18 protein-coding genes are annotated in these 21742 nt (G+C 71.1%); 4 read left to right on the top strand and 14 right to left on the bottom strand.

Annotated elements, in window-relative coordinates; translation table 11 throughout:
* Nucleotides 1-90 precede the first annotated feature (90 nt).
* Complete coding sequence (locus WG209_RS22330) at nucleotides 91-1287, top strand: Gfo/Idh/MocA family oxidoreductase (protein WP_337177312.1); 1197 nt, start codon at nucleotides 91-93, stop codon at nucleotides 1285-1287.
* Between the two features lie 47 nt (nucleotides 1288-1334).
* A complete protein-coding gene (locus WG209_RS22325; protein WP_337177311.1) occupies nucleotides 1335-2003 on the top strand; it encodes an HAD family hydrolase in 669 nt (222 codons plus the stop codon).
* Here the strand turns inward: WG209_RS22325 and WG209_RS22320 are convergent.
* A complete protein-coding gene (locus WG209_RS22320) occupies nucleotides 1998-4892 on the bottom strand; it encodes a nitrate reductase (RefSeq protein WP_337177310.1) in 2895 nt (964 codons plus the stop codon). The genes WG209_RS22325 and WG209_RS22320 overlap by 6 nt on opposite strands.
* Nucleotides 4893-4955: 63 nt before the next feature.
* Nucleotides 4956-5468 carry a DUF2231 domain-containing protein gene (locus WG209_RS22315; protein WP_337177309.1) on the bottom strand — a complete coding sequence of 171 codons (513 nt, stop codon included), beginning with the start codon at nucleotides 5466-5468 and terminating at the stop codon, nucleotides 4956-4958.
* Nucleotides 5469-5675: 207 nt separating this feature from the next.
* On the opposite strand from WG209_RS22315, the gene WG209_RS22310 reads away from it, so the two are divergent.
* Complete coding sequence (locus WG209_RS22310; protein ID WP_337177308.1) at nucleotides 5676-6356, top strand: HAD family hydrolase; 681 nt, start codon at nucleotides 5676-5678, stop codon at nucleotides 6354-6356.
* Between the two features lie 103 nt (nucleotides 6357-6459).
* Here WG209_RS22310 and WG209_RS22305 read toward each other — a convergent pair whose 3' ends face one another.
* From WG209_RS22305 to WG209_RS22255, 11 genes are all read right to left on the bottom strand, one after another.
* On the bottom strand, nucleotides 6460-7818 hold the full coding sequence (locus tag WG209_RS22305) for a hypothetical protein (protein WP_337177307.1): 1359 nt from the start codon (nucleotides 7816-7818) through the stop codon (nucleotides 6460-6462).
* Nucleotides 7819-8104: 286 nt separating this feature from the next.
* The gene (locus tag WG209_RS22300) at nucleotides 8105-9556 is read right to left on the bottom strand and encodes a DUF1501 domain-containing protein (protein ID WP_337177306.1); all 1452 of its coding nucleotides are present in this window, start codon (nucleotides 9554-9556) and stop codon (nucleotides 8105-8107) included.
* Nucleotides 9546-12098 carry a PSD1 and planctomycete cytochrome C domain-containing protein gene (locus WG209_RS22295; protein ID WP_337177305.1) on the bottom strand — a complete coding sequence of 851 codons (2553 nt, stop codon included), beginning with the start codon at nucleotides 12096-12098 and terminating at the stop codon, nucleotides 9546-9548. Before WG209_RS22295 ends, WG209_RS22300 begins: the two co-directional genes overlap by 11 nt.
* Nucleotides 12099-12229: 131 nt before the next feature.
* A complete protein-coding gene (locus WG209_RS22290) occupies nucleotides 12230-13039 on the bottom strand; it encodes a succinate dehydrogenase/fumarate reductase iron-sulfur subunit (protein WP_337177304.1) in 810 nt (269 codons plus the stop codon).
* A 60-nt stretch (nucleotides 13040-13099) separates the two neighbouring features.
* Nucleotides 13100-15016 carry a fumarate reductase/succinate dehydrogenase flavoprotein subunit gene (locus tag WG209_RS22285; protein ID WP_337177303.1) on the bottom strand — a complete coding sequence of 639 codons (1917 nt, stop codon included), beginning with the start codon at nucleotides 15014-15016 and terminating at the stop codon, nucleotides 13100-13102.
* Nucleotides 15017-15029: 13 nt separating this feature from the next.
* Complete coding sequence (locus WG209_RS22280) at nucleotides 15030-15857, bottom strand: succinate dehydrogenase cytochrome b subunit (protein ID WP_337177302.1); 828 nt, start codon at nucleotides 15855-15857, stop codon at nucleotides 15030-15032.
* A gap of 171 nt (nucleotides 15858-16028) precedes the next feature.
* Nucleotides 16029-16454, bottom strand: coding sequence for a methylmalonyl-CoA epimerase (gene mce, locus WG209_RS22275; RefSeq protein WP_337177301.1), 426 nt, complete (start codon nucleotides 16452-16454; stop codon nucleotides 16029-16031).
* 83 nt (nucleotides 16455-16537) lie between these two features.
* Nucleotides 16538-16921, bottom strand: coding sequence for a biotin/lipoyl-containing protein (locus tag WG209_RS22270; protein ID WP_337177300.1), 384 nt, complete (start codon nucleotides 16919-16921; stop codon nucleotides 16538-16540).
* A complete protein-coding gene (locus WG209_RS22265; protein WP_337177299.1) occupies nucleotides 16918-17229 on the bottom strand; it encodes a hypothetical protein in 312 nt (103 codons plus the stop codon). The genes WG209_RS22270 and WG209_RS22265 overlap by 4 nt, the downstream gene beginning before the upstream one ends.
* 18 nt (nucleotides 17230-17247) lie before the next feature.
* The gene (locus WG209_RS22260; protein WP_337177298.1) at nucleotides 17248-18807 is read right to left on the bottom strand and encodes a carboxyl transferase domain-containing protein; all 1560 of its coding nucleotides are present in this window, start codon (nucleotides 18805-18807) and stop codon (nucleotides 17248-17250) included.
* 31 nt (nucleotides 18808-18838) lie between these two features.
* On the bottom strand, nucleotides 18839-20341 hold the full coding sequence (locus tag WG209_RS22255) for a methylmalonyl-CoA carboxytransferase subunit 5S (protein WP_337177297.1): 1503 nt from the start codon (nucleotides 20339-20341) through the stop codon (nucleotides 18839-18841).
* Between the two features lie 311 nt (nucleotides 20342-20652).
* On the opposite strand from WG209_RS22255, the gene WG209_RS22250 reads away from it, so the two are divergent.
* The gene (locus WG209_RS22250) at nucleotides 20653-21057 is read left to right on the top strand and encodes a thioesterase family protein (protein ID WP_337177296.1); all 405 of its coding nucleotides are present in this window, start codon (nucleotides 20653-20655) and stop codon (nucleotides 21055-21057) included.
* A gap of 28 nt (nucleotides 21058-21085) precedes the next feature.
* Here WG209_RS22250 and WG209_RS22245 read toward each other — a convergent pair.
* Nucleotides 21086-21742, bottom strand: a 657-nt coding sequence (locus tag WG209_RS22245) for a fructose-bisphosphatase class II (RefSeq protein ID WP_337177295.1), incomplete at its 5' end; no start/stop codon positions are given.

Below are 21742 nucleotides of genomic sequence, written 5' to 3'. Positions count from 1 at the left end.
GACGCGGACGGCCGCTGGAAATTGTTGGAACCTTGTCTTACGATCGTGCCGAGGGCGACGTTCCGCCGCACGATGGACAAGGAGACTGCCATGCCTTCGCGACGTGATTTCCTGGGGACGGTCGGGGTCGGTTCGATGGGGTTCGCCGCGATGGGGCGGTCGGCGCGGGCGCAGCAGGCGCCGGGGGCGGAGATCCTGGGGGCGGAGGGGGTCCGGACGACGGCGAAGTCGGACAAGGTGTGGCGGCCGATCTCGGACCGGAAGATCCGGGTCGGGATCATCGGCTACGGCGTCTGCAAGTTCGGCGCGGCGTTCGGCTTCCAGGACCATCCCAACGTCACCGTCGCGGCCGTCAGCGACCTGTTCCCGGATCGCTGCGCCGAGCTGGCCCAGGTCTGCCGCTGCGAGAAGACGTATCCGTCGCTCGAGGAGCTGGTCAAGGACGACTCCATCGAGGCCGTCTTCATCGCGACCGACGCCCCCAGCCACGCCAAGCACGCCGTGACGGCGCTGAAGCACGGCAAGCACGTCGCCTCGGCGGTGCCGGCGGTGTTCGGGTCGATCGACGAGGCGCACGAGCTGTACGACGCGGTGAAGTCGAGCGGCCTGACGTACATGATGTTCGAGACGTCGGCCTTCCACGACGAGCTGCACGCCATGCGCGAGGCGTACAAGGCCGGCGCCTTCGGCAAGCTCGTCTACAGCGAGGGAGAGTACTACCACCACAGCGTCGAGCAGATCCCGTCGTACCGCGACTGGCGGGTCGGCCTGCCGCCGATGTGGTACCCCACGCACGCCACGGCGTACTACGTCTCGGTGACGGGATTGCCGTATGTCGACGTGACATGCATGGCGATGCCCAGCATCATCGACAAGTTCCAGCCCGGGAGCAACCGCTACGACAACCCCTTCGGCACGGAGGTCGCGCTGTTCCGCACGGCCGAGGGGGGGATGTCGCGCATGGCCGTGAGCTGGGACACCCACGTCCCCGGCAGCGAGACCGGCCGCGTCTACGGCCAGCGCGGGTACATGATCGGGAACAACTACCACGGCGACGAGAAGAACCTCCCCGACCTCACTCGCCCCGCGCTCCCGAAGGAGGTGGCCGCGGGGGGGCACGGCGGCTCGCACGGCCACTTGACCAACGAGTTCATCTCCGCCATCCTGGAGAAGCGCAAGCCGCTGGTGGACGTGGCCTCGGCCCTCAACATGACCGTCCCCGGCGTGATCGCCCACCAGTCCGCCCTCAAGGACGGCGAGACCATGAAGGTCCCCCAGTTCGCCTGACGCGACGCGAAGGGGGGCCGGCCCCACCCCGGAAGCTCGGCCCCCCCATGACACTCCGCGCGGCGCTGTTCGACCTCGACGGGACGCTCCTCGACACGCTGGAAGACATCGGCCGATCGGCCAACGAATCCCTGCGCGAGGGGGGCTTCCCGCCACATCCCGTCGACGCGTATCGCCATTTCATCGGCGAGGGCGTGGCCGTCCTGTTCCAACGCGCCTTGCCGCGTGAGGCTTCCGAGGATCCGGAGACCGTCGCGCGTTGCGTCGCCGCGTTCGGCCGGATCTACGACGCCGGCTGGGACGTCGCCACGCGGCTGTATCCGGGGGTCGCCGACCTGCTGGACGCCCTGCGGGCGCGGTCGATCCCGATGGGCGTGCTTTCGAACAAGCCCGATGTGTTCACGCGGAAATGCGTCGATCGATTCCTGTCGGCGTGGCCGCTGTCGCCGGCGTTCGGCCATCGCGAGGGCGTGCCGCGCAAGCCCGACCCGGCCGGGGCGATCGAGGCCGCGGCGGCCATGGGGGTCGCGCCCGCGGAGGTCCTGTACCTCGGCGACACGTCGGTCGACATGCTCACCGCGACCCGCGCGGGGATGTTCCCCGTCGGGGCCGCGTGGGGCTTCCGGAGCGTGGAAGAGCTGCAAGCCCACGGCGCGCGGGCGATCGCCCACCGCCCGGCGGACGTCCTCGCCCTGCTCGAAGCCCGTGTGTCATGACGGCACCGCCACCGACTGCGCGGCGCTCTCCTTGATCATGGTCTCCACCCAGGCCTGCTGACGCTGGTTCTGCCCGCGCAAGTCCAGGCAAAGCTCGTGCAGCGGCTCGTCCCGAAGCTCCCGGGCGGCGTCGTCCACGACCTTCGTCGCCACGTGGGCGTCCGCCGCCAGGATGTAGAGCGCGTGGAGATCCCGGAGCAGGCCGAAGCCCCCGGCGCGCGGCTCCGGGAAGAGGACGCGCCGCAGCTCGCGCGGCTCGGGCTCGGGCCGCTCGCCGTACTTGTCGAGGAAGGGCCCCAGCGATTCGACCGCCCCGCGCGAGAATTCGCCGATCAGCTTCGAGCCCTCGCGGATCTCGGCCTCCTGCCCGTGTTGCGAGGAGAGGTAGTCGCAGGCCGCGGCGAATTCCTCGTGAGCGTCCCTCAGCAGGCCGAGATAGTCGGGGAGGTGGCTCCTCGGCTCGGGGTGGGTGCCCCCCGTCACCAGGTCGGCGAGTTCCGAGACCCGTTCCGCCGCGTGAGACGCCGCGCCGACGACCTTCGCGACGATCGACTCCCCGACGGCCCTGGCGACCTTCACCGCCGCGTGCTTGAAGTTGGGCTGCTTGCTGACGACGTCCCAGGTCGTTATCGTCAGCTCGTTGGCCGCGTGAGGATGGTCGCCGGGCCCGTATCGATCGGACTCGGGGTCGTCCCAGTAGCCGTAATGGAACGGCATGAAGACGTGCCCGGGGAGGATGTCCCCGATCCGGGCCTTCGCCCGCGCCGAGGCCCGGCGCGACGTGATCTCCACCATGTCCCCCTCGGCGATCCCCAGGCGCTCGGCGTCCTCCTCGTGGATCTGCACCGTCGCCTCGGGCGCTGCGCCTTGCAGCTCGGGGACCCTCCCGGTCTTCGTCCGGGTATGGAAATGGTGGACGATCCGGCCGGTGGTCAGGACGAACGGGTAGTCCTCGTCCGGCTCCTCGTGCGTGGGGAAGTGCTCGGCCGCCTTGAGCCAGGCCCGGCCCGCGGGGTCGTTCGCCTTGTAGTCGACCGGGTCGACGTGGCCCCCGGTCTCCAGGTCGTGGCCGAAGTCGCCGCAGTCGTCGAAGCCGGTCGGGAAATGGAAGTCGTCGTAGAGGCGTTCCTTGCCCTCGGGGTGCCGCTCGTTGCACGGCCACTGGATGCCGGGGCTGGCGTCCAGCTTGGCGTAGCTCAGGCCGGTATAGTCGCACGGCATCCCCCTGGAGCACGCCTTCCACGCCTCGAAGGCACCCTCGGGGTCGGACCATTTCAGGAGCGGCGCGCCGTCCTTGTCGCGGAAGTCCATCCGGCGGGCGAAGTCGAGGAAGATGTCCATGTCGGGCCTGGCCTCGCCGGGGGGCTCGACCGCCTTGCGGGAGATGTGGACCGTGCGCTCGTAGTTGGTGAACGTCCCGGTCTTCTCGCCCCAGAGGGCCGCCGGCAGGGCGACGTCGGCCAGCATGGCCGTCTCGGTGAGGAAGGCGTCCTGGACGACGACGAACAGCCGCTCCTGCTCCAGGGCGCGCCGGACTCGGTGCAACTCCGGCAGCGAGACGGCGGGGTTGGTCCCGACGATCCAGAGGAACCTGATCGACCCTTCCTCGGCCAGCCGGAAGATCTGCATGGCGTGGGTCGGGGGGCCCCAGGCGGGGATGGTGCTGGGCTCGACGTTCCAGATTCGGGCGAGGTCCGCGACGTGTTCGGGATTCTGCCAGTTGCGGAAGCCCGGGAAGTCGCCGTCGCAGCCGGTCTCGCGGGTGTTCTGGGCGGTCGGCTGGCCGTTGGACTGGATCACCCCGCAGCCCGGCTTGCCGATCATGCCGCGGATCAGCACGAGGTTGTTCACCTGGCAGGCGGCGGCGGTCGCCTCGTTGGCCTGGTAGAACCCCTGGAGCACGGTGCAGACCAGCCGATCCGCCGAGCCGAGGACCGTCGCCGCCTCGCGCAGGCGGTCGGGCGGGATCCCCGTGATCGACTCCACCCGATCGGGGGGATACTTCGCGACGACGTCCCGCAGCCGCTCGAATCCCACGGTGTGATCCCGGATGAAGTCGGCGTCGACGCGGCCGTCGGCGATGATCAGGTTCAGCAGGCCGTTCATCAGGGCCACGTTCGTCCCGGCGCGCGGGGCGAGGTGGACGTCGGCCTCCTTCGCCGTGTCGGTCCGCCTCGGGTCGACCACGACGAGCTTCGGCGGGTTCGGCCCGCGTCGGCGGTCGAGGATGCGCATCCAGGCGACGGTCTGCGTGGCCGCGACGTTGTGCCCGAAGTGGGCGATGCAGTCGGCGACGTCGTAGTCGGTCACGCTGGCCGGGTTGCCGTCGTTGCCGAAGCTCTCGCGGAGCGCGAACGAGGCCGTCGCGGTGCAGAGCCGCGTGTTGCCGTCGAGGTGCTTGGTCCCCAGGCCGCCGTGGGCCACCACGCTCAGCGTGTAGTAGTCCTCGATGAAGAGCTGGCCCGAGTTGTAGAAGCCCAGCGCGCCGGAGGTGTATTTCTCGCGCGCCTCCCGGCAGCGGGCGACGACCCGGCCCATCGCCTCGTCCCACGACGCATCGCGGAGCGGCCCGCCCGGCTTAGCCCCCTCGCGGACGAGGGGGTGCGTCAGGCGGTCCTCGGCGGCGTTGGCCCGCCACCCGTTCAGCCCCTTCGGCCTGAGGCGGCCCCGGCTGACCCGGTCGTCGGCCCGGCCGCGGACGCCGACGATCCGCCCGTCCTTCACGCCGAGGTCCATGCCGCATCCGTTCGTGCAGAGCACGCAGCACGACCGGACCCAGCGGTCGGGCTCCTCGTCGATCCGCTGGTCGACTCGCGCCGGCCACCGACCCTCGCCCTCGTACGGGGTGCGAGGCCCCCAGACGTCCTGGATGCTGTCGCGCGTCCGCATCTCTTGCCCTCCGGGGAACGACGGCCGCCGACGGGGCTCGGAAGGGCGACGCCGGGCGCGTGGTCAGGCGTCCCCGGCGGCGCCCCCGAACGGCGGACTTTGGGCCAGCGAGTTGGGGGCGTTCAGGTTCGCCCCGGGGTCCACGCCCACCCCCAGGCGGTCGACAAGCTCGCCGCCGAGCCAGGCGGTGACGCCCCCGATGAGGAAGCCGACCACAGAGAGCAGCAGGGCGAGATCCGGCGGGCTCGCGGGCGACTCCCGGCGGAAGAACCAGCTAGCCCCGAAGAAATCCAGCACGCCGAAGGCGTTCCCCAAACCATGCCATAGGCCGATGGCCTTCGCGTGCGTCCCTGCGTGGATGGCGAACCAGTCGTTCCAGCCCGGGACGGCCGCCGCCAGCCCGCCGATCAGGCCCGAGACGATCATCCAGTACGCGATCTCCGCCCAGCGCTCGTGGCGACCTCCGAAGTCATAGATGCCGTCGAACACCACCGAGGTGACGAGCAACCCAAGCGGGAAGACGATCAGCATCTGGTGCGGCGGGTGGCCGAGGAACTTCCCGCGGATTTCCATCATGGCGGGGGCTCCGAAACAATGGGCGTGGGCCAAGCGTCCCGGCGCGGGGGGGGGCCGAGGGGCGGCGTATCCCGGGTGTCGCATGCAGGAATAATGCCGTGGCTCGCGCGTGACGCCGGGCGACGGGCCGGTCGCGGGCACGGCGGTTGCGGAAGGGGGGAGCGTCGGATCGTACATCCACGGAACATAGCCCCCCGGAGCCAAGCCATGCCGCGCTATGAGGGCGTCCTCCTCGACGTCGACGGGACCCTGGTGGACAGCAACGACGCGCACGCCGAGGCGTGGATCCGCGCCCTGCGCGGGCAGGGGATCGAGGTCTCCTACGAGGAGGTCCGCTCGCGGATCGGCAAGGGGGGGGACAAGATGTTCCGGGAGGTGGCCGGCATCGACGATGACGCCGACCCGAGGGCGAAGGCCGTCGACCAGGACCGCGCCCGGCTGTTCCTGGAGGAGTTCGTCCCCGGCCTGAAGGGCATCGAAGGGGCGCGCGGGTTGGTGGAGCGCATGAAGGCCGACGGCCTCAAGGTGGTCGCCGCCAGCTCGGCGAAGCGGGATGAGCTGGAGAAGCTCCTGAAGATCGCGGGCGTCGAGGGCATGATCGAGGAGGCGACGTCGTCGGACGACGCCGAGGAGTCCAAGCCCGACCCGCACATCGTCACGGCGGCGCTGGAGAAGGCGGGGCTCGCCCCGGACCGCGCGGTGATGATCGGCGACACGCCCTACGACGTCGAGGCGGCCGGTCGGGCGGGCGTGGCCGTGATCGCCGTCCGCTCCGGCGGCTGGGACGACGAGGGCCTGAAAGGGGCGATCGCCGTCTATGACGACGTCGCCGACCTGCTGGCGAATTACGACGAATCGCCGCTAGGCCGCAGGGCGTACGAGGGGTGACGCGGAGCGGCCGGCCCGGCGGGGCGATGGGGTTGTGGTGGCGGATGAAGGGGTCGTGGCCGGCCGCGTCGACCGGCCGAGCCCCCCTTCATCCCGAGGCCGCTCACTCCCGGAGCAACTCGCGGATCGCCCCCATGAGGACGTCTTCGACGTTCGGGGCGACGAGCGAGACGTGGCGGCCGGTCTCGTAGCCCCCCTGGGGGTAGGCGGACTCGACGCCGATGTAGCCGGGGCCGTACTCGCCGTAGGCGGCCATGGCGACGAACAGGTCGGCCCGGAGCTTCTGGGCGGCCAGCTGGTACTCGACGAACAGCTCGCCGGGCATGAACAGGACGCGCGACCGGCCGAGCTTCAGGGCGGAGACGTCGATCCGGTCGCCGGCCTTGCAGCGTCGGACCCAGGCCAGCTGGCGCGCGGCGTTGCCGCGCTGGCGGACGGGGGCGGCTTCGTCGTCGAGCGTCGCGGCGAGCGCCTTCTCGTCCAGCTCGGGGTCGACGGGGAGGGCGACCTTGACCGTCTCCCAGCCGAGGTCGGCCGACGTGATGGGCGTCTTCTCGGTCGCGGCCCATGCCCGGTCCATCCCGGCCTTGACGCGATCGGCGAGGATCTGGCGGTTCTCGGGCGAGCCGTCGTTGTACTTGCCGGCCGTGATGTTGCCGCCGGCGCCGTCGAGGTGGGCGTGGAAGATCCCGGTCGCCTCCTGGCGCTGGTCGCGGGCGATGCCGGGGAAATCCGGGTTGGCCAGCCCCGTGCGGTAGTAGCTCTGCGGGTGCGTGGCGTAGAAGGTCAGGATGGCGACGGGGGTCTCGCCGTCCCAGAAGCTGATCATCTTCAGGGCGGGGTCGATGACCCCTTCGGGCTTGTCGCGGATCTTGGGATCCGTCGTCGCCGAGTAGCGGACGTGCTCGACCTTCGTGCCGGTGGCGTCCAGCACGCGGCGGTTCGACGCGACCTTCTCGACGATCCCCTCGCCGAGCCCCAGGCGCGTGACCGGCCTGGCGGAGGCGAGGGCCTCCCTCGCGGCGGCGGCGGTCCGGACGATCAGGTCGCGGGCGAACGGGGCGTCGAAGAACTCGGTGGCGATGCCACGCTCGGCCAGGAGCGCGTCGGCCGAGAAGTCCATCGCCGGGGCGTCGTGCTGGTGCAGCGCGTGGACCTGGACCCGCTCGGGGGTCGTGCCGACGGCCTCCGCCACCGCCTCGCGGAACTCGCGATGGGCGTCGTTGGCGACGCCGATCCAGTCGAGCGCGACGAGCACGATCGGGGAGTCGTCGCCGACGACGACCACGCCCTTGCAGCTCAGGGGGTGGGCGACGCCCTTCGTCGGGTCGTAGGCCATCGGGCTGCCGACGGGGGGGGAGGCGTCGACCGCGAAGGTCCCGACCTTGAGCGGCGGGGCGGCCGTCGCGACGGCCGGGGCGAGCAGCAGGGCGAGGGACGCGAGGAAGAATCTTCGGATCATGATCGGGCCTTCCGCTTTTCCTACCATCACGCACCGCGGGAACATGCGAACGATCTTCCCCCCTGGTGGGGGAAGACAGACCGCGCAGCGGTCAGATGAGGGGGAGCTCGCCCGCGAAGCGCCGGAGTCCGGAACATCGGCCCAGGCCGGCGGCCGTGGGGAAGGCCCCGCAATCCGCGACGGTCATCCTGCTCGCCCCCCCTCATCCGGCCCTTCGGGCCACCTTCCCCCACCAGGGGGGAAGGACGTTGTGATGGACGACCCTGATGGCCGTACACTCTCGATGTCAGGACGTCAGGATTTCCTTGACGACGCGGGCCTCGCGGCCGTCGATCAGGTGATGCGTCCGGCCGCCGGCCTGGAAGGCGAGGCGCTGGTGGTCCAGGCCGAAGAGGTGCAGCACGGTGGCCTGGAAGTCGTTCGGCGTGACGACGTTTTCGACGGCGCGGTGGCCGACCTCGTCGGTGGCGCCGAAGGTCATGCCCGGCTTGACGCCGGCGCCGGCCATCCAGATCGTGAAGCCCTGGCCGTTGTGGTCGCGGCCGGCGGCGTCGTTCAGCTCCCCCTCGACGACCGGCAGGCGGCCGATCTCGCCGCCCCAGTGGACGAGCGTCGTGTCGAGCAGCCCGCGCTGCTTCAGGTCCTTCACCAGCGCGGCGGAGGGCTTGTCGGTGCGGCGGCAGATGGCCGGGAGGGTCGTCTTGATGCTGCCGTGGTTGTCCCAGGGCTGGTCGCCGAGGAAGATCTGCACGAACCGGACGCCGCGCTCGACCAGCCGGCGGGCGATGAGGCAGCGGGTGCCGTAGTCGCGGGTGGCGTCCTCGTTCAGGCCGTACATCTCGCGGATGTACTCGGGCTCGCGGGAGACGTCGAGCGCCTCCTTGGCGGCGGTCTGCATCCGCGCCGCCAGCTCGAACGACTGAATCCGCGACTCCAGCTCGGCCTCGCCGGGGTGTCGCTCCAGGTGGACGCGGTTCAGTCGGTCGAGGAACGCCAGGTTCCGCTCCTGCGCCGGCCCCTGGAGGCCGGGGGGGGCGTCCAGGTTGAGGATGCGGGGCTCCTTCGGGCGGAGGACGGTCCCCTGGTAGAGCGGGGGCATGAAGCCGCTGGACCAGTTCAGGGGGCCGTCGACCGGGGGGCCGCCGGGGTCGGAGAGGACCATGTAGGCGGGCAGCTCGCGCGACTCGCTCCCCAGGCCGTAGACCAGCCAGCTCCCCAGCGTCGGCCGCCCGGTCTGCGCCGGGATGCCGCCGTGAAAATACCGGATGGAGACCTCGTGGCCGTTATGGCCGGTGTGGGCCGACCGGATGACGCACAGGTCGTCCACGCAGGTCGCGATCTCGGGGAGCAGCTCCGAGACGTCGGCGCCGCACTCGCCGTGCTTGCGGAACTTCCAGGGGCTGCCGAACAGCTTCTTGCTCGCGCGGTTGACGAAGCTGAAGCCGACCTCGCCCTCGTAGTCGGTCCCGTGCTTGCGCGATAGCTCCGGCTTGGGGTCGAACAGGTCGACGTGCGACGGGCCGCCGTGCATGAACAGCGAGATCATCGCGTTCGCGCGGGGGGCGAAGTGGGGCGGGCGGGCCTCCAGCGTGAGCGGGAGGTTGTCCGGCGCCACGTTGCCGGGGCTGGCGAGCAGCTTCTCGTCGCGCAGGAGGCTCGCCAGCGCGACGGCCCCCACGCCGAAGGCCGTGTTCGCCAGGAACGATCGCCGGGACGTGTCGAGAGGATTAATCGACATACAAGAACTCGTTCGAGTTGAAGAGTTGCTGGCACAGGTCGGCGAGGGCCGCCCGGTCGCGCTCCTTGGCGTCCGGAACCCGCTCCAGCTCGGCGCGCCGGGCCGCGACGAACTCGCGGGCCGCGGCGGCCTCCTCGGGGGTGGGGGCGCGGAGGTAGGCCGCCCGCCAGGCGGCGGCGACGCGGGCGTCGAGGGCCTCGGGCGAGTCCCCGGGGGCCTCGGCGAGCGCCCGGGCGGCCAGCGCCTCGGCGTGCTTGAGGACGAAGTCCCCGTTCATGAGCATGAGCGCCTGCGGGGCCGAGGTGGCCTCGGCCCGGCGCTCGCAGTTGACGGCCATGACGGGCGCGTCGAAGGTCGTCAGGAAGGACATCGGCCGCGAGCGGCGGGCCTGGAGGTAGACGCTGCGGCGGGGGGCGCCGTCCTTCGCGTCGACCAGGCCGAAGCCGTCCTCGACGGCCTCGACCGCCGGGCCGAACGGCGTGAGGTCGAGCCGGCCGGCGACCGCCAGGACGGCGTCGCGGAGCGACTCGGCGTCGAGCCGGCGGAGCGGGAAGCGGCTCAGCAGCGCGGCGTCGGGGTCGACCTCGCCGCCGTGGGAGTCGCGATGCGACGCCTGGCGATACGCCGTGGAGGTCATGACGGCGCGGTGGAACGCCTTGAGGCTCCAGCCCGATTCGACGAAGGAGCAGGCCAGCCAGTCGAGCAACTCTGGGTGGGTCGGCGGCGCGCCGAGGTTGCCGAAGTCGCCGGGGGTCTCGACGATCCCGCGGCCGAAGTGGTGCATCCAGAACCGATTCACCAGCGCCCGCGCCACGAGCGGGTGGCGGCCGTCGGTCAGGTGGCGGGCGAAGGCCAGCCGGCGGCCGGAGCTGGGGGCGTCGGCCGGGGCGTCGACCACGTCGTGTCGCTCTCCCTCCGGCGCGGCGATGGTCAGGTCGCCGGGCGTCACGGGCTTCGTGGGCTGGCGGTAGTCGCCGCGGTGGAAAATCCTCGTCTCGGGCCGGACGCCGGGGGCCTCGTCGAGCACGGCGACGAAGTCCTCGACGGGCTTCTCGGCCCGCTTGGCGGCGACCTCCGCGTTGTCCTTCTTCAGCTCCTCGGCCGCCTTGGCGTTGTACTGGTAAAGGACGCCCGGGGTGATGTTGAGGCTGGGGTTGTTCGCCACGAGCGTCTTCTGCTCGTCGGTCCGCTTGTCGGCCGGGGCGGCGAACGCCTCGCGGAGCTGGGTCCGCAGCGGCTCGGGGTGCTTGTTCAGCTCGACTTCCAGCGCCTCGGCGATGAACTTCCGCGTCTTCTCGCCGACGGCCTTCTGGAGCACCGCCGCCTCGGCGTCGACGGCCGCGGCCTTCTCGCGGTCGGCGTCGGTGTACAGCGACACCAGCCGGGCGGGGGGCTTGCGCCAGTTGGCGGTGTCGAGGGCCGGCTCGATCACCGCGCGGAGGCGGAAATAGTCCTCGTGCAGGATCGGATCGTAGCGGTGGTCGTGGCACTGGGCGCAGGCGATTGTCAGCCCGTAGAGCGCCGAGCCGACGACCTTGACCGCGTCGGCGACGACCTGGTTGGAGGCGAGGGGGACGTCGCCGCCGCTGGTCGTGCCGTCGGGGACCATGCGGAGGAACCCGGTGGCGGCCAGGGTCTCGGCCTCCTCCGGCGAGACGCCGTCGGAGCGGTCGACCAGCTCGTCGCCGGCCAGCTGCTCGACGATGAAGCGGTCGAACGGCTTGTCGTCGTTCATCGCCCGGATGACGTAGTCGCGATACTTGTAGGCGTAGGGGCGGGGGGTGTCGGCCGATCCGTCGCCGTCGGAGTCGGCGTAGCCGGCGACGTCCAGCCAGTGCCGGCCCCAGCGCTCGCCGTATCGAGGGCTGGCGAGCAGGCGGTCGATGAGCTGTTCGTAGGCGTCCTCGGCGGGGTCGGCGACGAACGCCTCGACCTCCTCGGGGGTCGGCGGCAGGCCGGTCAGGTCGAAGCTGGCGCGGCGGATCAGCGCGCGGCGGTCGGCGTCGGGGGAGAACTCCAGGCCGTGCTCGCGGAGTTTGGCGGCGAGGAAGGCGTCGATCGGCGATCGGACGCGCCCGCCCTGGCCCTCGACGGCCGGCGGGGTGGGCTTCTCCAGCGGCTGGTAGGCCCAGTGGGCGCGGTCTTCCTGGGTGATGGGGAGGCCGGGGGGGAGCGATTCGGGCTCGGGCCGGACCGTGGGCGCGCCGGCGGCGATCCAGCGCTCGATCACGGCGATCTGGTCGGCCGGGACCTTCTTCTCGCCCGGCGGCATCTCGCCGTCCTGCATCCGCATGAGGAGGTAGCTATCGTCGGGGTCGCCGGGCGTCAGCGCGGGGCCGCTCGAGCCGCCGGCCTCGGCGAAGCGTCTCAGCCGCAGGTCGAGCTTCCCCTTGGTGTCCTCGCCGCCGTGGCAGTCCATGCAGTACGCCCGCAGGATCGGCCGGACGTCCTTCTCGAACGTGGGCGGATCCTCGGCGAGCGCCGCGCGCGACGACGCGACGACGATCAACAGCGCGACGAACGACCTTCCGGACCGCGGCATGGGCATCCCTCCTCGGGCCGTCGACGGTGGCACGGCGGCCTCGTTGGATTATTGTTCAACGGGACGTGGGATGCAAGGGCGGGGCCGGGGGGGCGGCGCGGGCGCGCCGGCCCCCCGGTGGGGTGGCGGGGTCAGCCGGCGCCGCCGGCCGCGGCGCCGGAGCGGGGCTTCTTGACGGCGGCGCGGGCGTAGTCGCGGTTCAGCCGGGCGATGAAGCCCATGCTGATCTCCTTCGGGCAGACCGCCTCGCATTCGCCGTGGTTGGTGCAGGAGCCGAAGCCCTCGGCGTCGGCCCGGTCGAGCATCGCCAGCGAGCGCCTGTCCCTCTCGGGGACGCCCTGGGGGAGCAGGTTGAGGTGCTCGGCCTTGGCGGAGACGAACAGCATGGCCGAGGCGTTGGGGCAGGCGGCCACGCAGGCGCCGCAGCCGATGCAGGCGGCGGCGTCCATGGCCAGGTCCGCGTCGTGCTTCGGCACGGGGAGGCCGTTGGCCTCCGGGGCGTTGCCGGTGCGGACCGAGATGAAGCCGCCGGCCGCGACGATGCGGTCGAAGGCGCCCCGGTCCACGACCAGATCCTTGACGACGGGGAAGGCCGAGGCCCGCCAGGGCTCGATCGTCAATTCGGCCCCGTCCTGGAAGCTGCGCATGTGGAGCTGGCAGGTCGTCGTCGCGCGGCGGGGCCCGTGGGCGCTGCCGTCGATCACCACGCCGCACTGGCCGCAGATCCCCTCGCGGCAGTCGTGGTCGAAGGCGATCGGCTCGCGGCCCGACTTGATCAGCCGCTCGTTGACGACGTCGAGCATCTCCAGGAACGACATGTCGGTGCTGACGCCGCGAGCCTCTTCCCGGTAGGTTTCGAACCGGCCGGCGTCGGCGCGGTCCTTCTGCCTCCAGACGTGCAGCGTCAGGTTCAGGAACTTCTCTTCACCTTGTCCGGCCATCGCGAGACCTCTCGACTAGTGCGCTTGCGGGGGCGGAGAACGTCACGAACCGGCGCGTGCTCATTTGTAGCTGCGGGTCTGCAGGTGGACGGCCTCGAACGACAGCGGCTCGACGTGGCGGGCGGGGGGGGCGTCGTCCCCCTTGTACTCCCAGGCGGCGACGTGGCAGAAGTTCTCGTCGTCGCGCTGGGCCTCGTGGTCGGGGGTCTGGTATTCCTCGCGGAAGTGGGCCCCGCAGGACTCCCGGCGCTCCAGGGCGTCGAGGCAGAGGAGCTGGCCCAGCTCGATCAGGTCGGCCACGCGCCCGGCCGTCTCCAGCGACTGGTTCAGCTCCGTCTCCGTCCCGAGGACCCGGACCCCCCTCCAGAACTCCTCCTTGAGGGCGGGCAGCTTGGTCAGTGCCTCCTTCAGCCCCTCCTCGTTGCGGCCCATGCCGCAGTGGTTCCACATGATCTTGCCCAGCTCGCGGTGGAACTCGTCCGGCGTCCGGTCGCCCTTGATCGACAGCAGCCGCCGGGCGCGATCGGCGACGCCCGCCTCGGCCTCCCGGAACGCCGGGTGGTCGGCCCGGATCTTGTCGAAGGTCCGGACGGTGCCGAAGTAGTCGCCGATGGTGTAGGGGGCGACGAAGTAGCCGTCGGCCAGCCCCTGCATCAGGGCGCTCGCGCCCAGGCGGTTGGCGCCGTGGTCGGAGAAGTTGGCCTCGCCGAGGACGAACAGGCCCTCGATGGTGCTCATCAGGTTGTAGTCGACCCAGAGCCCCCCCATGGTGTAGTGGGAGGCCGGGTAGATGCGCATCGGGACCTTGTACGGGTCCTCGTCGGTGATGCGCTCGTACATGTCGAACAGGTTGCCGTAGCGCTCGCGGATGGCGTCCTCGCCCAGGCGGTCGATGGCGTCGGCGAAGTCGAGGTAGACGCCGAGGCCGGTCCGGCCGACGCCGCGGCCCTCGTCGCAGACCTCCTTGGCGGCGCGCGAGGAGATGTCGCGGGGGGAGAGGTTGCCGAACGCGGGGTACTTGCGCTCCAGGTAGTAGTCGCGCTCCTCCTCGGGGATCTGGCCCGGCGGGCGGCGGTCCCCCTGGGCCTTCGGGACCCAGATCCGGCCGTCGTTGCGGAGCGACTCCGACATGAGCGTCAGCTTGCTCTGGTAGTCGCCCGTGACGGGGATGCAGGTCGGGTGGATCTGGGTGTAGCAGGGGTTGGCGAACGCCGCCCCCTTCTTGTACGCCCGCCAGATCGCCGTGCCGTTGGCGCCCTTGGCGTAGGTCGCCAGGTGGAAGACCGTGCCGTAGCCGCCGGTCGCCAGGATCACCGCGTCGGCGACGTGCGACTCGACCGCGCCGGTCACCAGGTCCCGCGCCACGATGCCGCGGGCCTTGCCGTCGACGACGACCAGCTCCTGCATCTCGTGCCGGGTGTGCATCGCGACCGTGCCCAGGCCGACCTGGCGCTCCAGCGCCTGGTAGGCACCCAGGAGGAGCTGCTGGCCGGTCTGGCCCCGGGCGTAGAACGTCCGCGAGACCTGCGCCCCGCCGAACGATCGGTTGGCCAGCAGGCCGCTGTACTCGCGGGCGAAGGGGACCCCCTGCGCGACGCACTGGTCGATGATGTTGACCGACACCTCGGCCAGGCGGTGGACGTTGGCCTCGCGGGCGCGGAAGTCGCCCCCCTTGATGGTGTCGTAGAAGAGCCGCTCGATGCTGTCGCCGTCGTTCTGGTAGTTCTTCGCGGCGTTGATGCCCCCCTGCGCGGCGATCGAGTGGGCGCGTCGGGGGCTGTCCTGGTAGCAGAAGCAGGAGACCTTGTAGCCCAGCTCGGCGAGCGACGCCGCGGCCGAGGCCCCGGCCAGGCCGGAGCCGACGACGATCACGGAATACTTCCGCTTGTTCGCCGGGTTGACCAGCTTCATGTCGAACTTGTGCCGGGTCCACTTCTCGGCCATCGGGCCGGGGGGGACTTTCGAGTTCAGTTCCACGGGAGGCTCCTGATCACTGGGGCTGGGCCGGGGCGGCGGGGGTGTCGTCGGCGCGGGGGGCGGGGGCGTCCGCGGCGTCCCTGGGGGGGGCGAGGGCGGCGTCCGAGGTCGACGCCGGCGGCGGCGCGGCGTCCTCCGGGCCCACGACGCCGGCCATCACCAGCAGCGGGACCACGGCGAACCCGAGCGTCACGACCAGGGTGAAGACGGTCGCGACCGCGCGGCCGGTCGACCCGCGGCGGCCCTCGGGGAGCCCCAGGGTGAGCATCATGCTCCAGACGCCGTGCCAGAGGTGCAGCGCCAGCATGGCCATCGCCAGGACGTACATCAGCCCGACGAGCCCGCCGAGGCCGGTGACCACGTTGTGATAGACGTCGTGGGCGTCGAAGCTCGGGTGGACCGTCCCGGTGGTCAGGTGGAGGATGTGGAAGACGAGGAACGCCAGCAGCAGCGGGCCGGTGAGCTTCATCGACCGCGAGGCGTAGGACGCCGAGCGATACTCCTGCTTGCGGTAGCCCCGGGGCCGCGCCGCGGAGTTCTTGCCCAGCAGCGCGACGAACGCGTAGATGTGCAGGCCGACCGTCGCCAGCAGGCCGAGGCGGATGGCCCACAGCAGGGCCGGCTCCTTGCGGAGCAGCTTGGCGTAGTCGTTCAGCGCCTCCGCGCCCTGGAACACCTGGAGGTTGCCGAGCATGTGGCCCAGCACGAACAGCGACAGGGCGACGCCGGTCAGCGCCATGATCAGCTTCAGCCCGATCGAGGAGGTCAGGAACCTCTGGACTCGATTGCGGGGGGGGACCGGCCTCCGCTCCGCGGCGGGACTCGGGGCGACCGCGCTCATGGGGATTTCCTGTATGCCAAGGGACGGCCGGGGGGCGACCTCGTCGCGCGGCCGGCCCGGAAAACGTTGCGCGGGCGAGGGCCGGGGGTGCTCCGGCCTCGCCATCCGCTCCATTCTATGGGAATCGGCGCCGACGGGGGAGGAACCCGCGTCGAATCCCGGCGACGGGCCTCAGTGGGCCCCCTTGGTTGCCTCGCACAGCTCCGTGAGCACGCCGAACGTGCTCTTGGGGTGGACGAAGGCGATCTGGAGGCCGTGCGAACCCGCGCGGGGGGTCTCGTCGATCATGCGGAGGCCCTTGGCCTTCACGTCGGCGATGCGGGCGGCGATGTCGTCCACCTCCAGGGCGACGTGGTGCAGGCCCTCCCCCCGCTTCTCCAGGAACGCGGCGACGGTGCTGGAGGGGTCGGTGGGCTCCAGCAGCTCGAAGCGGACCGGGCCGACGCGGAAGAAGCCGACCTTCACCTTCTGATCGGCGACGACCTCCTCCCCCTCGAATTCGGCCCCCAGGACCTCGGTGTAATATCCCTTCTGCGCCTCGATCGACCGGACGGCGATGCCGATGTGGTTGACGGCCTTGACGTCGGCGGCGGCCATGGCGGGCTCCTTGTCCGGGTCTGTCCCGGATCGGTCTGGAAATGGTGGGGCCGCCGGGGCGTCGCGCCCCGGCGGCCGGCGGGTCATTCGAACTCGACGAGCACCTGCCCCTGCTTGACGGCGTCGCCGGCGGCGACGTTGATCCTGGCGATCTTGCCGGCGTCGGGGGCGGTGATGGAGGTCTCCATCTTCATCGCCTCGATGACGACGAGGACCTCGTTGGGCTGGATCTGGGCGCCGACCTCGGCCTCGACGCGGGAGACGGTCCCGGCGAACGGGCTGCGGCAGACCTTCGACTCGTCGGCGACCTGGTCGACGGCGGCCGACGGCGGCGGGGGGGCGACGGGGGCGGCGGGGACGCGGACGTGGCCGATCGGGGCGACGAAGCCGGGCTTGGCCCGCTCCGGCTCCGAGACCTCCACGTCGACCTCGTAGAGCTTCCCGTCCACGGTGATCTTGAGTTTCAAGGCTGGCTCCTCGCCGAGTTCAGGGCGTGCGACGCCTGGATGGTGACCCGGCCTTGCTGGGCCCAGGCGGCGGAGCCGAGCAACTGAATCTGCCGGATGTGGGCCTTCTTGCCGAGGAACGCCGCGATCGCCGCGGCGATGATCGTCATCGTGTGGTCGTCGGGCGCCGCGGTGGGCGCCGCCTGGGCGGCCGGGGCGGCCCTCGCGGCCTCCAGCGTCGCGACCCGCTCCCCCAGGCTGGCGACGTCGGCCCGGAGCGACTCCAGGAGCGCGACGACGTCGGCCAGGCTGGGCGTTTCCGTCTTCATCGGGATTCGCTCCGGGCGTTAGAGGGGGATGAGGCCGTGCTTCTTGGCGGGCCGCTGCTCGCGCTTGGTGTTGAGGTACTCCAGCGCCTGGGCCAGGTGCTTGCGCGTGTCGGCCGGCTCGATGATGTCGTCGACCAGCCGGCGGCCGGCGGCGACGAACGGGGTCGAGAAGGCGTCCTTGTACTTCTGGATCAGCTCGGCCCGCTTCGCCGCCCGGTCCTCGGCCGCGTCCATCTCCTTGCGGAAGACGATCTCCACGGCCCCCTCGGCGCCCATCACGGCGACCTCGGCCGTCGGCCAGGCGAAGACCCGGTCGGCGCCCAGGTCCTTCGAGCACATCGCCAGGTGCGCCCCGCCGAACGACTTCCGCAGGATCACCTGGATCTTCGGCACGGTGGTCGCCGAGTAGGCGAACAGCATCTTGGCGCCGTGGCGGATGATCCCGCCGTACTCCTGCTGCACCCCGGGCAGGAAGCCCGGCACGTCCACGAACGTGATCAGCGGGATGTTGAACGCGTTGCAGAACCGGATGAACCGCGCCCCCTTGTCGGAGGCGTTGATGTCCAGCGCCCCGGACATCACCTTGGGCTGGTTCGCCACGATCCCGACCGACCGGCCGAGGATCCGCGCGAAGCCGACCACCAGGTTCATCGCGTAGCCGTCCTGGACCTCCAGGAAGTCCCCCTGGTCGACGATCCCGGCGATCACGTCGCGGACGTCGTACGCCTGCTTGGGCTCGACCGGGACGATCTTGTTCAGGTCGGGGTTGGCGTCGACGTTGTTCGGGCAGTCGATCCGGGGGGGGTCCTCCAGGTTGTTCGACGGCAGGAAGCTCAGCAGGCGGCGGCAGGTGTGCAGCGCCTCCTGGTCGTCCTCGGCGACGAAGTGGACGACGCCCGAGTGGGCCATGTGGGCGTCGGCCCCGCCGAGGGCGTCGGCCGTGATCTGCTCGCCGGTGACCTGCTTGATGACCTGCGGGCCCGTGATGAACATCTGGGCCCGGCGGGTCATGATGATGAAGTCGGTCAGGGCCGGCGAGTACGCCGCGCCGCCGGCGCAGGGGCCGCTGATGATCGAGATCTGGGGGACGGCCCCGGAGAGCGAGACGTTCGTGAAGAAGACCCGGCCGTAGCCGGAGAGGCTGTCGATCCCCTCCTGCACGCGGGCCCCGCCCGAGTCATTGATGAAGACGAACGGGCTGCCGGTGTGCAGCGACATCTCCATCACCTCGGCCACCTTCAGCGAGTGGACCTCGCCGGCCGAGCCCCCCAGGACCGTGAAGTCCTGGCTCGCCAGGTGGACCAGGCGGCCGTCGATCGACGCCGCGCCGGTGACCACCCCGTCGGCCGGGACCTCCCGGCCCGCCATGCCGAACTCGGTCTGGCGGTGGGCGGCGAACAGGCCGATCTCCTCGAAGCTCCCCTCGTCCACCAGCGCCGCGACCCGCTCGCGGGCGGTGAGCTTGCCGTCCTTACGCTGCTTCTCCATGCGCGCCTCGCCCCCGCCCCCTTGCAGGTGGGCGCGGGCCGCGCGAAGCTCCTCGACGAGCTTCTCCATCGATTTCGGCGCCGTGCTCATGATACGGTCCCCTTTCTCGCCCCCGGCCGGGTCAGGCCGGCTGGACGGTCACCTTGTGCGTCTTGCCGCCGATCGACACGTCGTAGCTGACCGGGCCGGTGATCGACGCCGACCCGTCGGCTCCCTTGGCGGCGGCGGCCGGCGCGGCGGCGGCGACCGGGCTCTTGCACGGATCCTTCGGGCCCTCGGCCCGCGCGGCGAGGAACTTGGGGGCGACCTGCGGGAACATCGCGTAGGTCAGCGTGTCCTCCGGGCTTCCGTCGTGCCCCTTCAGCGCCTTGGCCGCCTGGTCGAGCGCCTCCCACTCGGGCTTGAGCAGGTCGGCGGGGCGCTCGGTGATCGACGTCTTCTTGGCGTGGTTCTCCGCCAGCTTCACGACCTCCGGGTTCCGCTCGCCGATCGCCTCGCCGTAGTAGCCCAGCATCAGGTCGGCGAACTCGCCGGTCATCGCCTTGTACTCGCCCATCAGGACGTTGAAGACGGCCTGCGTGCCGACGATCTGGCTCGACGGCGTCACCAGCGGCGGGTACCCGGCGTCCTTGCGGACCCGCGGCACCTCGGCGAGCACCTCCTTCAGCCTGTCGCCGGCGCCCTGCTGGCGGAGCTGGCTCTCCATGTTGGAGATCATCCCGCCGGGGATCTGGCTGTCGAAGATCTCCGTCTCCACGCCGTAGAACTTCGACTCGAACTCGGCGTACCGCGGGCGGACCTTGGCGAAGTGGTCCTTGATCTTCAGGAGCCGGCCCTTGTCCAGCCTGGTGTCGTACTCGGTCCCCTCCAGCATCTCCACCAGCGCCTCGGTCGGGTTGTGGCCGGGGCCCAGGGAGAGCGACGAGATGGACGTGTCGACGATGTCCGCGCCGGCCTCGATCGCCTTCATCAGGCTGACGAGCGTCACGCCGGTCGTCGAGTGGACGTGGACGTGGACCGGCATGTCCTGGCCGCACTTCTCCTTGATCCCCCGGACGATCCGGTAGGCCGGGTCGGGGCGGAGCAGGGCGGCCATGTCCTTCAGGCAGATCGACGCCGCCCCCATCTCCTGGAGGCGCTGGGCCAGCTCGACGAACCGCTCCACGGTGTGCAGCGGCGAGGTGGTGTAGCAGATGGTCCCCTCGGCCCACTTGCCCGTCCGCTTGACGGCCTCCATCGACCGCTTCAGGTTCCGCGGGTCGTTCAGCGCGTCGAAGACGCGGAAGACGTCCATGCCGTTCTCGGCCGACTTGTCGACGAACCGGTCGACGACCGTGTCCTCATAGTGCCGGTAGCCCAGCAGGTTCTGGCCCCGCAGCAGCATCTGGAGCCGCGAGTTGGGCATCAGCTTGCGGAAGGTCCGCAGCCGCTCCCACGGGTCCTCGTTCAGGAACCGGATGCACGAGTCGTACGTCGCGCCGCCCCAGCATTCGACGCTCCAGAACCCGGCCTTGTCGATGTCCTCGCATGCCGGGATCATGTCCTCCAGCGTCATGCGCGTCGCCAGGAGGCTCTGGTGGGCGTCGCGGAGCGCCAGCTCCGTGACCTCAACCGTGCGTGGCATCTTCGCGGACTCCTCGATGGTCCGTCCCGACGCGCCGCGCGTGCTCGCCCGGCGGGGGGCGGAGAGTTTCACAAGTCCAACCAGAGGGCGGGGGGGCCGGTATGATCCGGGGCCGCGCTCGTCGACTTGCGTGGGGAAGGGCGGCGGTCGGGGCTCCCTCGGATTGCCCGACCGCCATGTACACATCATAGTCGAAGGCCCGCCCGCGCACCACACGGCATGCCGCCCGAATCGCGATTTTGTCCCGAAATTTCCGTAGAGACTGGAAAGACGGGCGGGGGCCGCCGTCCGAGGCCGAGGGAGAGACGCGCATGCGAGAGGTTCGCCTGGAAATCGTCGTCCGGCCGACCGAGATCGACGTGAACGCCCACGTGAACAACGCCAAGTTCGTCGAGTACCTGGAGTGGGGACGCGAGGAGTGGTACGACCGCAACGGCCTGGAGTACGACAAGCTGAAGGCGATGGGGGCCGCGACGGTCACGGTGAACGTGAACGTCAACTATCGCAGCGAGTGCCGGCAAGGGGAAGTGCTCACCATCGTCGCCCGGCCGGGGAGGCTGGGGCGGACGAGCTTCGCCTTCGACCAGGAGATCGTCAAGGCCGACGGGACCGTCGCGGTCGACGCCGTCGTGACGCTGGTGACGATCGATCCCCGGACGCGCAAGCCGCGGGTCGTCCCGGAGGAGTTGGCGAGGGCGCTGACGCAAGCGTCATGAACGGCGGGCCGATGTCCCGCCGTCGCGGTCACGCCGGGTCGCCGGGGGCGGGGGCCTGGTCGCCGCGGAGCAGGGGGGGGAGGGGGTTGGCGGGGCGGTCGCGATCGCGTCGGCGTTCGGCGTCGGCGATCTCGTGGGCCTCCAGGGTCTCCCAGCGGTGCTCGGCCTTGATGGTGCGGATGGTGCCGGTGCGGGACCGCATGACCATGGATTCGGTGGTGGCGCCCTCGGGGCTGTAGCGGACGCCGCGGAGGAGCGAGCCGTCGGTGATGCCGGTGGCGGCGAAGAAGACGTCATCGCCCCGGACGAGGTCCTCGGTGGTCAGGACGCGGTCGAGGTCGTAGCCGGCGGCCAGGACGGCGGCGCGCTCGGCGTCGGAGCGGGGGCGGAGCCGCCCCTGGATCGCGCCGCCGAGGCATTTCAGGGCGGCGGCGGCGACGACGGCCTCGGGGGTGCCGCCGATGGTGTACATGAGGTCGAGGCCGGTGCCGCGGGTGGCGGCGGCGATGGCGGCGGCGACGTCCCCCTCGGCGAAGAGGTAGACGCGGGCGCCGGTGGCCCGGATCCGGGCCCGCGCCTCGTGATGGCGCGCGCGGTCGAGGCCGGCGACGGTCAGGTCCGCGACGGGCATCCCCTGGGCGGCGGCGCCGCGTCGGCCCTGCTCCGCGAAGGGGGCGGCGACGGC

Source organism: Paludisphaera sp., assembly GCF_037189885.1.
Taxonomy (GTDB): domain Bacteria; phylum Planctomycetota; class Planctomycetia; order Isosphaerales; family Isosphaeraceae; genus Paludisphaera.
Note: the sequence above shows the minus strand (reverse complement) of the source record. Positions and strands in the feature narration are given on the sequence as shown.

Coding starts and splice junctions, on each gene's coding strand:
- WG209_RS22320 (WP_337177310.1), bottom strand. CDS start 4,892: ATGCGGACGCGCGACAGCATCCAGGACGTCTGGGGGCCTCGCACCCCG.
- WG209_RS22315 (WP_337177309.1), bottom strand. CDS start 5,468: ATGATGGAAATCCGCGGGAAGTTCCTCGGCCACCCGCCGCACCAGATG.
- WG209_RS22300 (WP_337177306.1), bottom strand. CDS start 9,556: ATGTCGATTAATCCTCTCGACACGTCCCGGCGATCGTTCCTGGCGAAC.
- WG209_RS22260 (WP_337177298.1), bottom strand. CDS start 18,807: ATGAGCACGGCGCCGAAATCGATGGAGAAGCTCGTCGAGGAGCTTCGC.
- WG209_RS22330 (WP_337177312.1), top strand. CDS start 91: ATGCCTTCGCGACGTGATTTCCTGGGGACGGTCGGGGTCGGTTCGATG.
- WG209_RS22310 (WP_337177308.1), top strand. CDS start 5,676: ATGCCGCGCTATGAGGGCGTCCTCCTCGACGTCGACGGGACCCTGGTG.
- WG209_RS22325 (WP_337177311.1), top strand. CDS start 1,335: ATGACACTCCGCGCGGCGCTGTTCGACCTCGACGGGACGCTCCTCGAC.
- WG209_RS22255 (WP_337177297.1), bottom strand. CDS start 20,341: ATGCCACGCACGGTTGAGGTCACGGAGCTGGCGCTCCGCGACGCCCAC.
- WG209_RS22265 (WP_337177299.1), bottom strand. CDS start 17,229: ATGAAGACGGAAACGCCCAGCCTGGCCGACGTCGTCGCGCTCCTGGAG.
- WG209_RS22290 (WP_337177304.1), bottom strand. CDS start 13,039: ATGGCCGGACAAGGTGAAGAGAAGTTCCTGAACCTGACGCTGCACGTC.
- WG209_RS22250 (WP_337177296.1), top strand. CDS start 20,653: ATGCGAGAGGTTCGCCTGGAAATCGTCGTCCGGCCGACCGAGATCGAC.
- WG209_RS22305 (WP_337177307.1), bottom strand. CDS start 7,818: ATGATCCGAAGATTCTTCCTCGCGTCCCTCGCCCTGCTGCTCGCCCCG.
- mce (WP_337177301.1), bottom strand. CDS start 16,454: ATGGCCGCCGCCGACGTCAAGGCCGTCAACCACATCGGCATCGCCGTC.
- WG209_RS22295 (WP_337177305.1), bottom strand. CDS start 12,098: ATGCCGCGGTCCGGAAGGTCGTTCGTCGCGCTGTTGATCGTCGTCGCG.
- WG209_RS22280 (WP_337177302.1), bottom strand. CDS start 15,857: ATGAGCGCGGTCGCCCCGAGTCCCGCCGCGGAGCGGAGGCCGGTCCCC.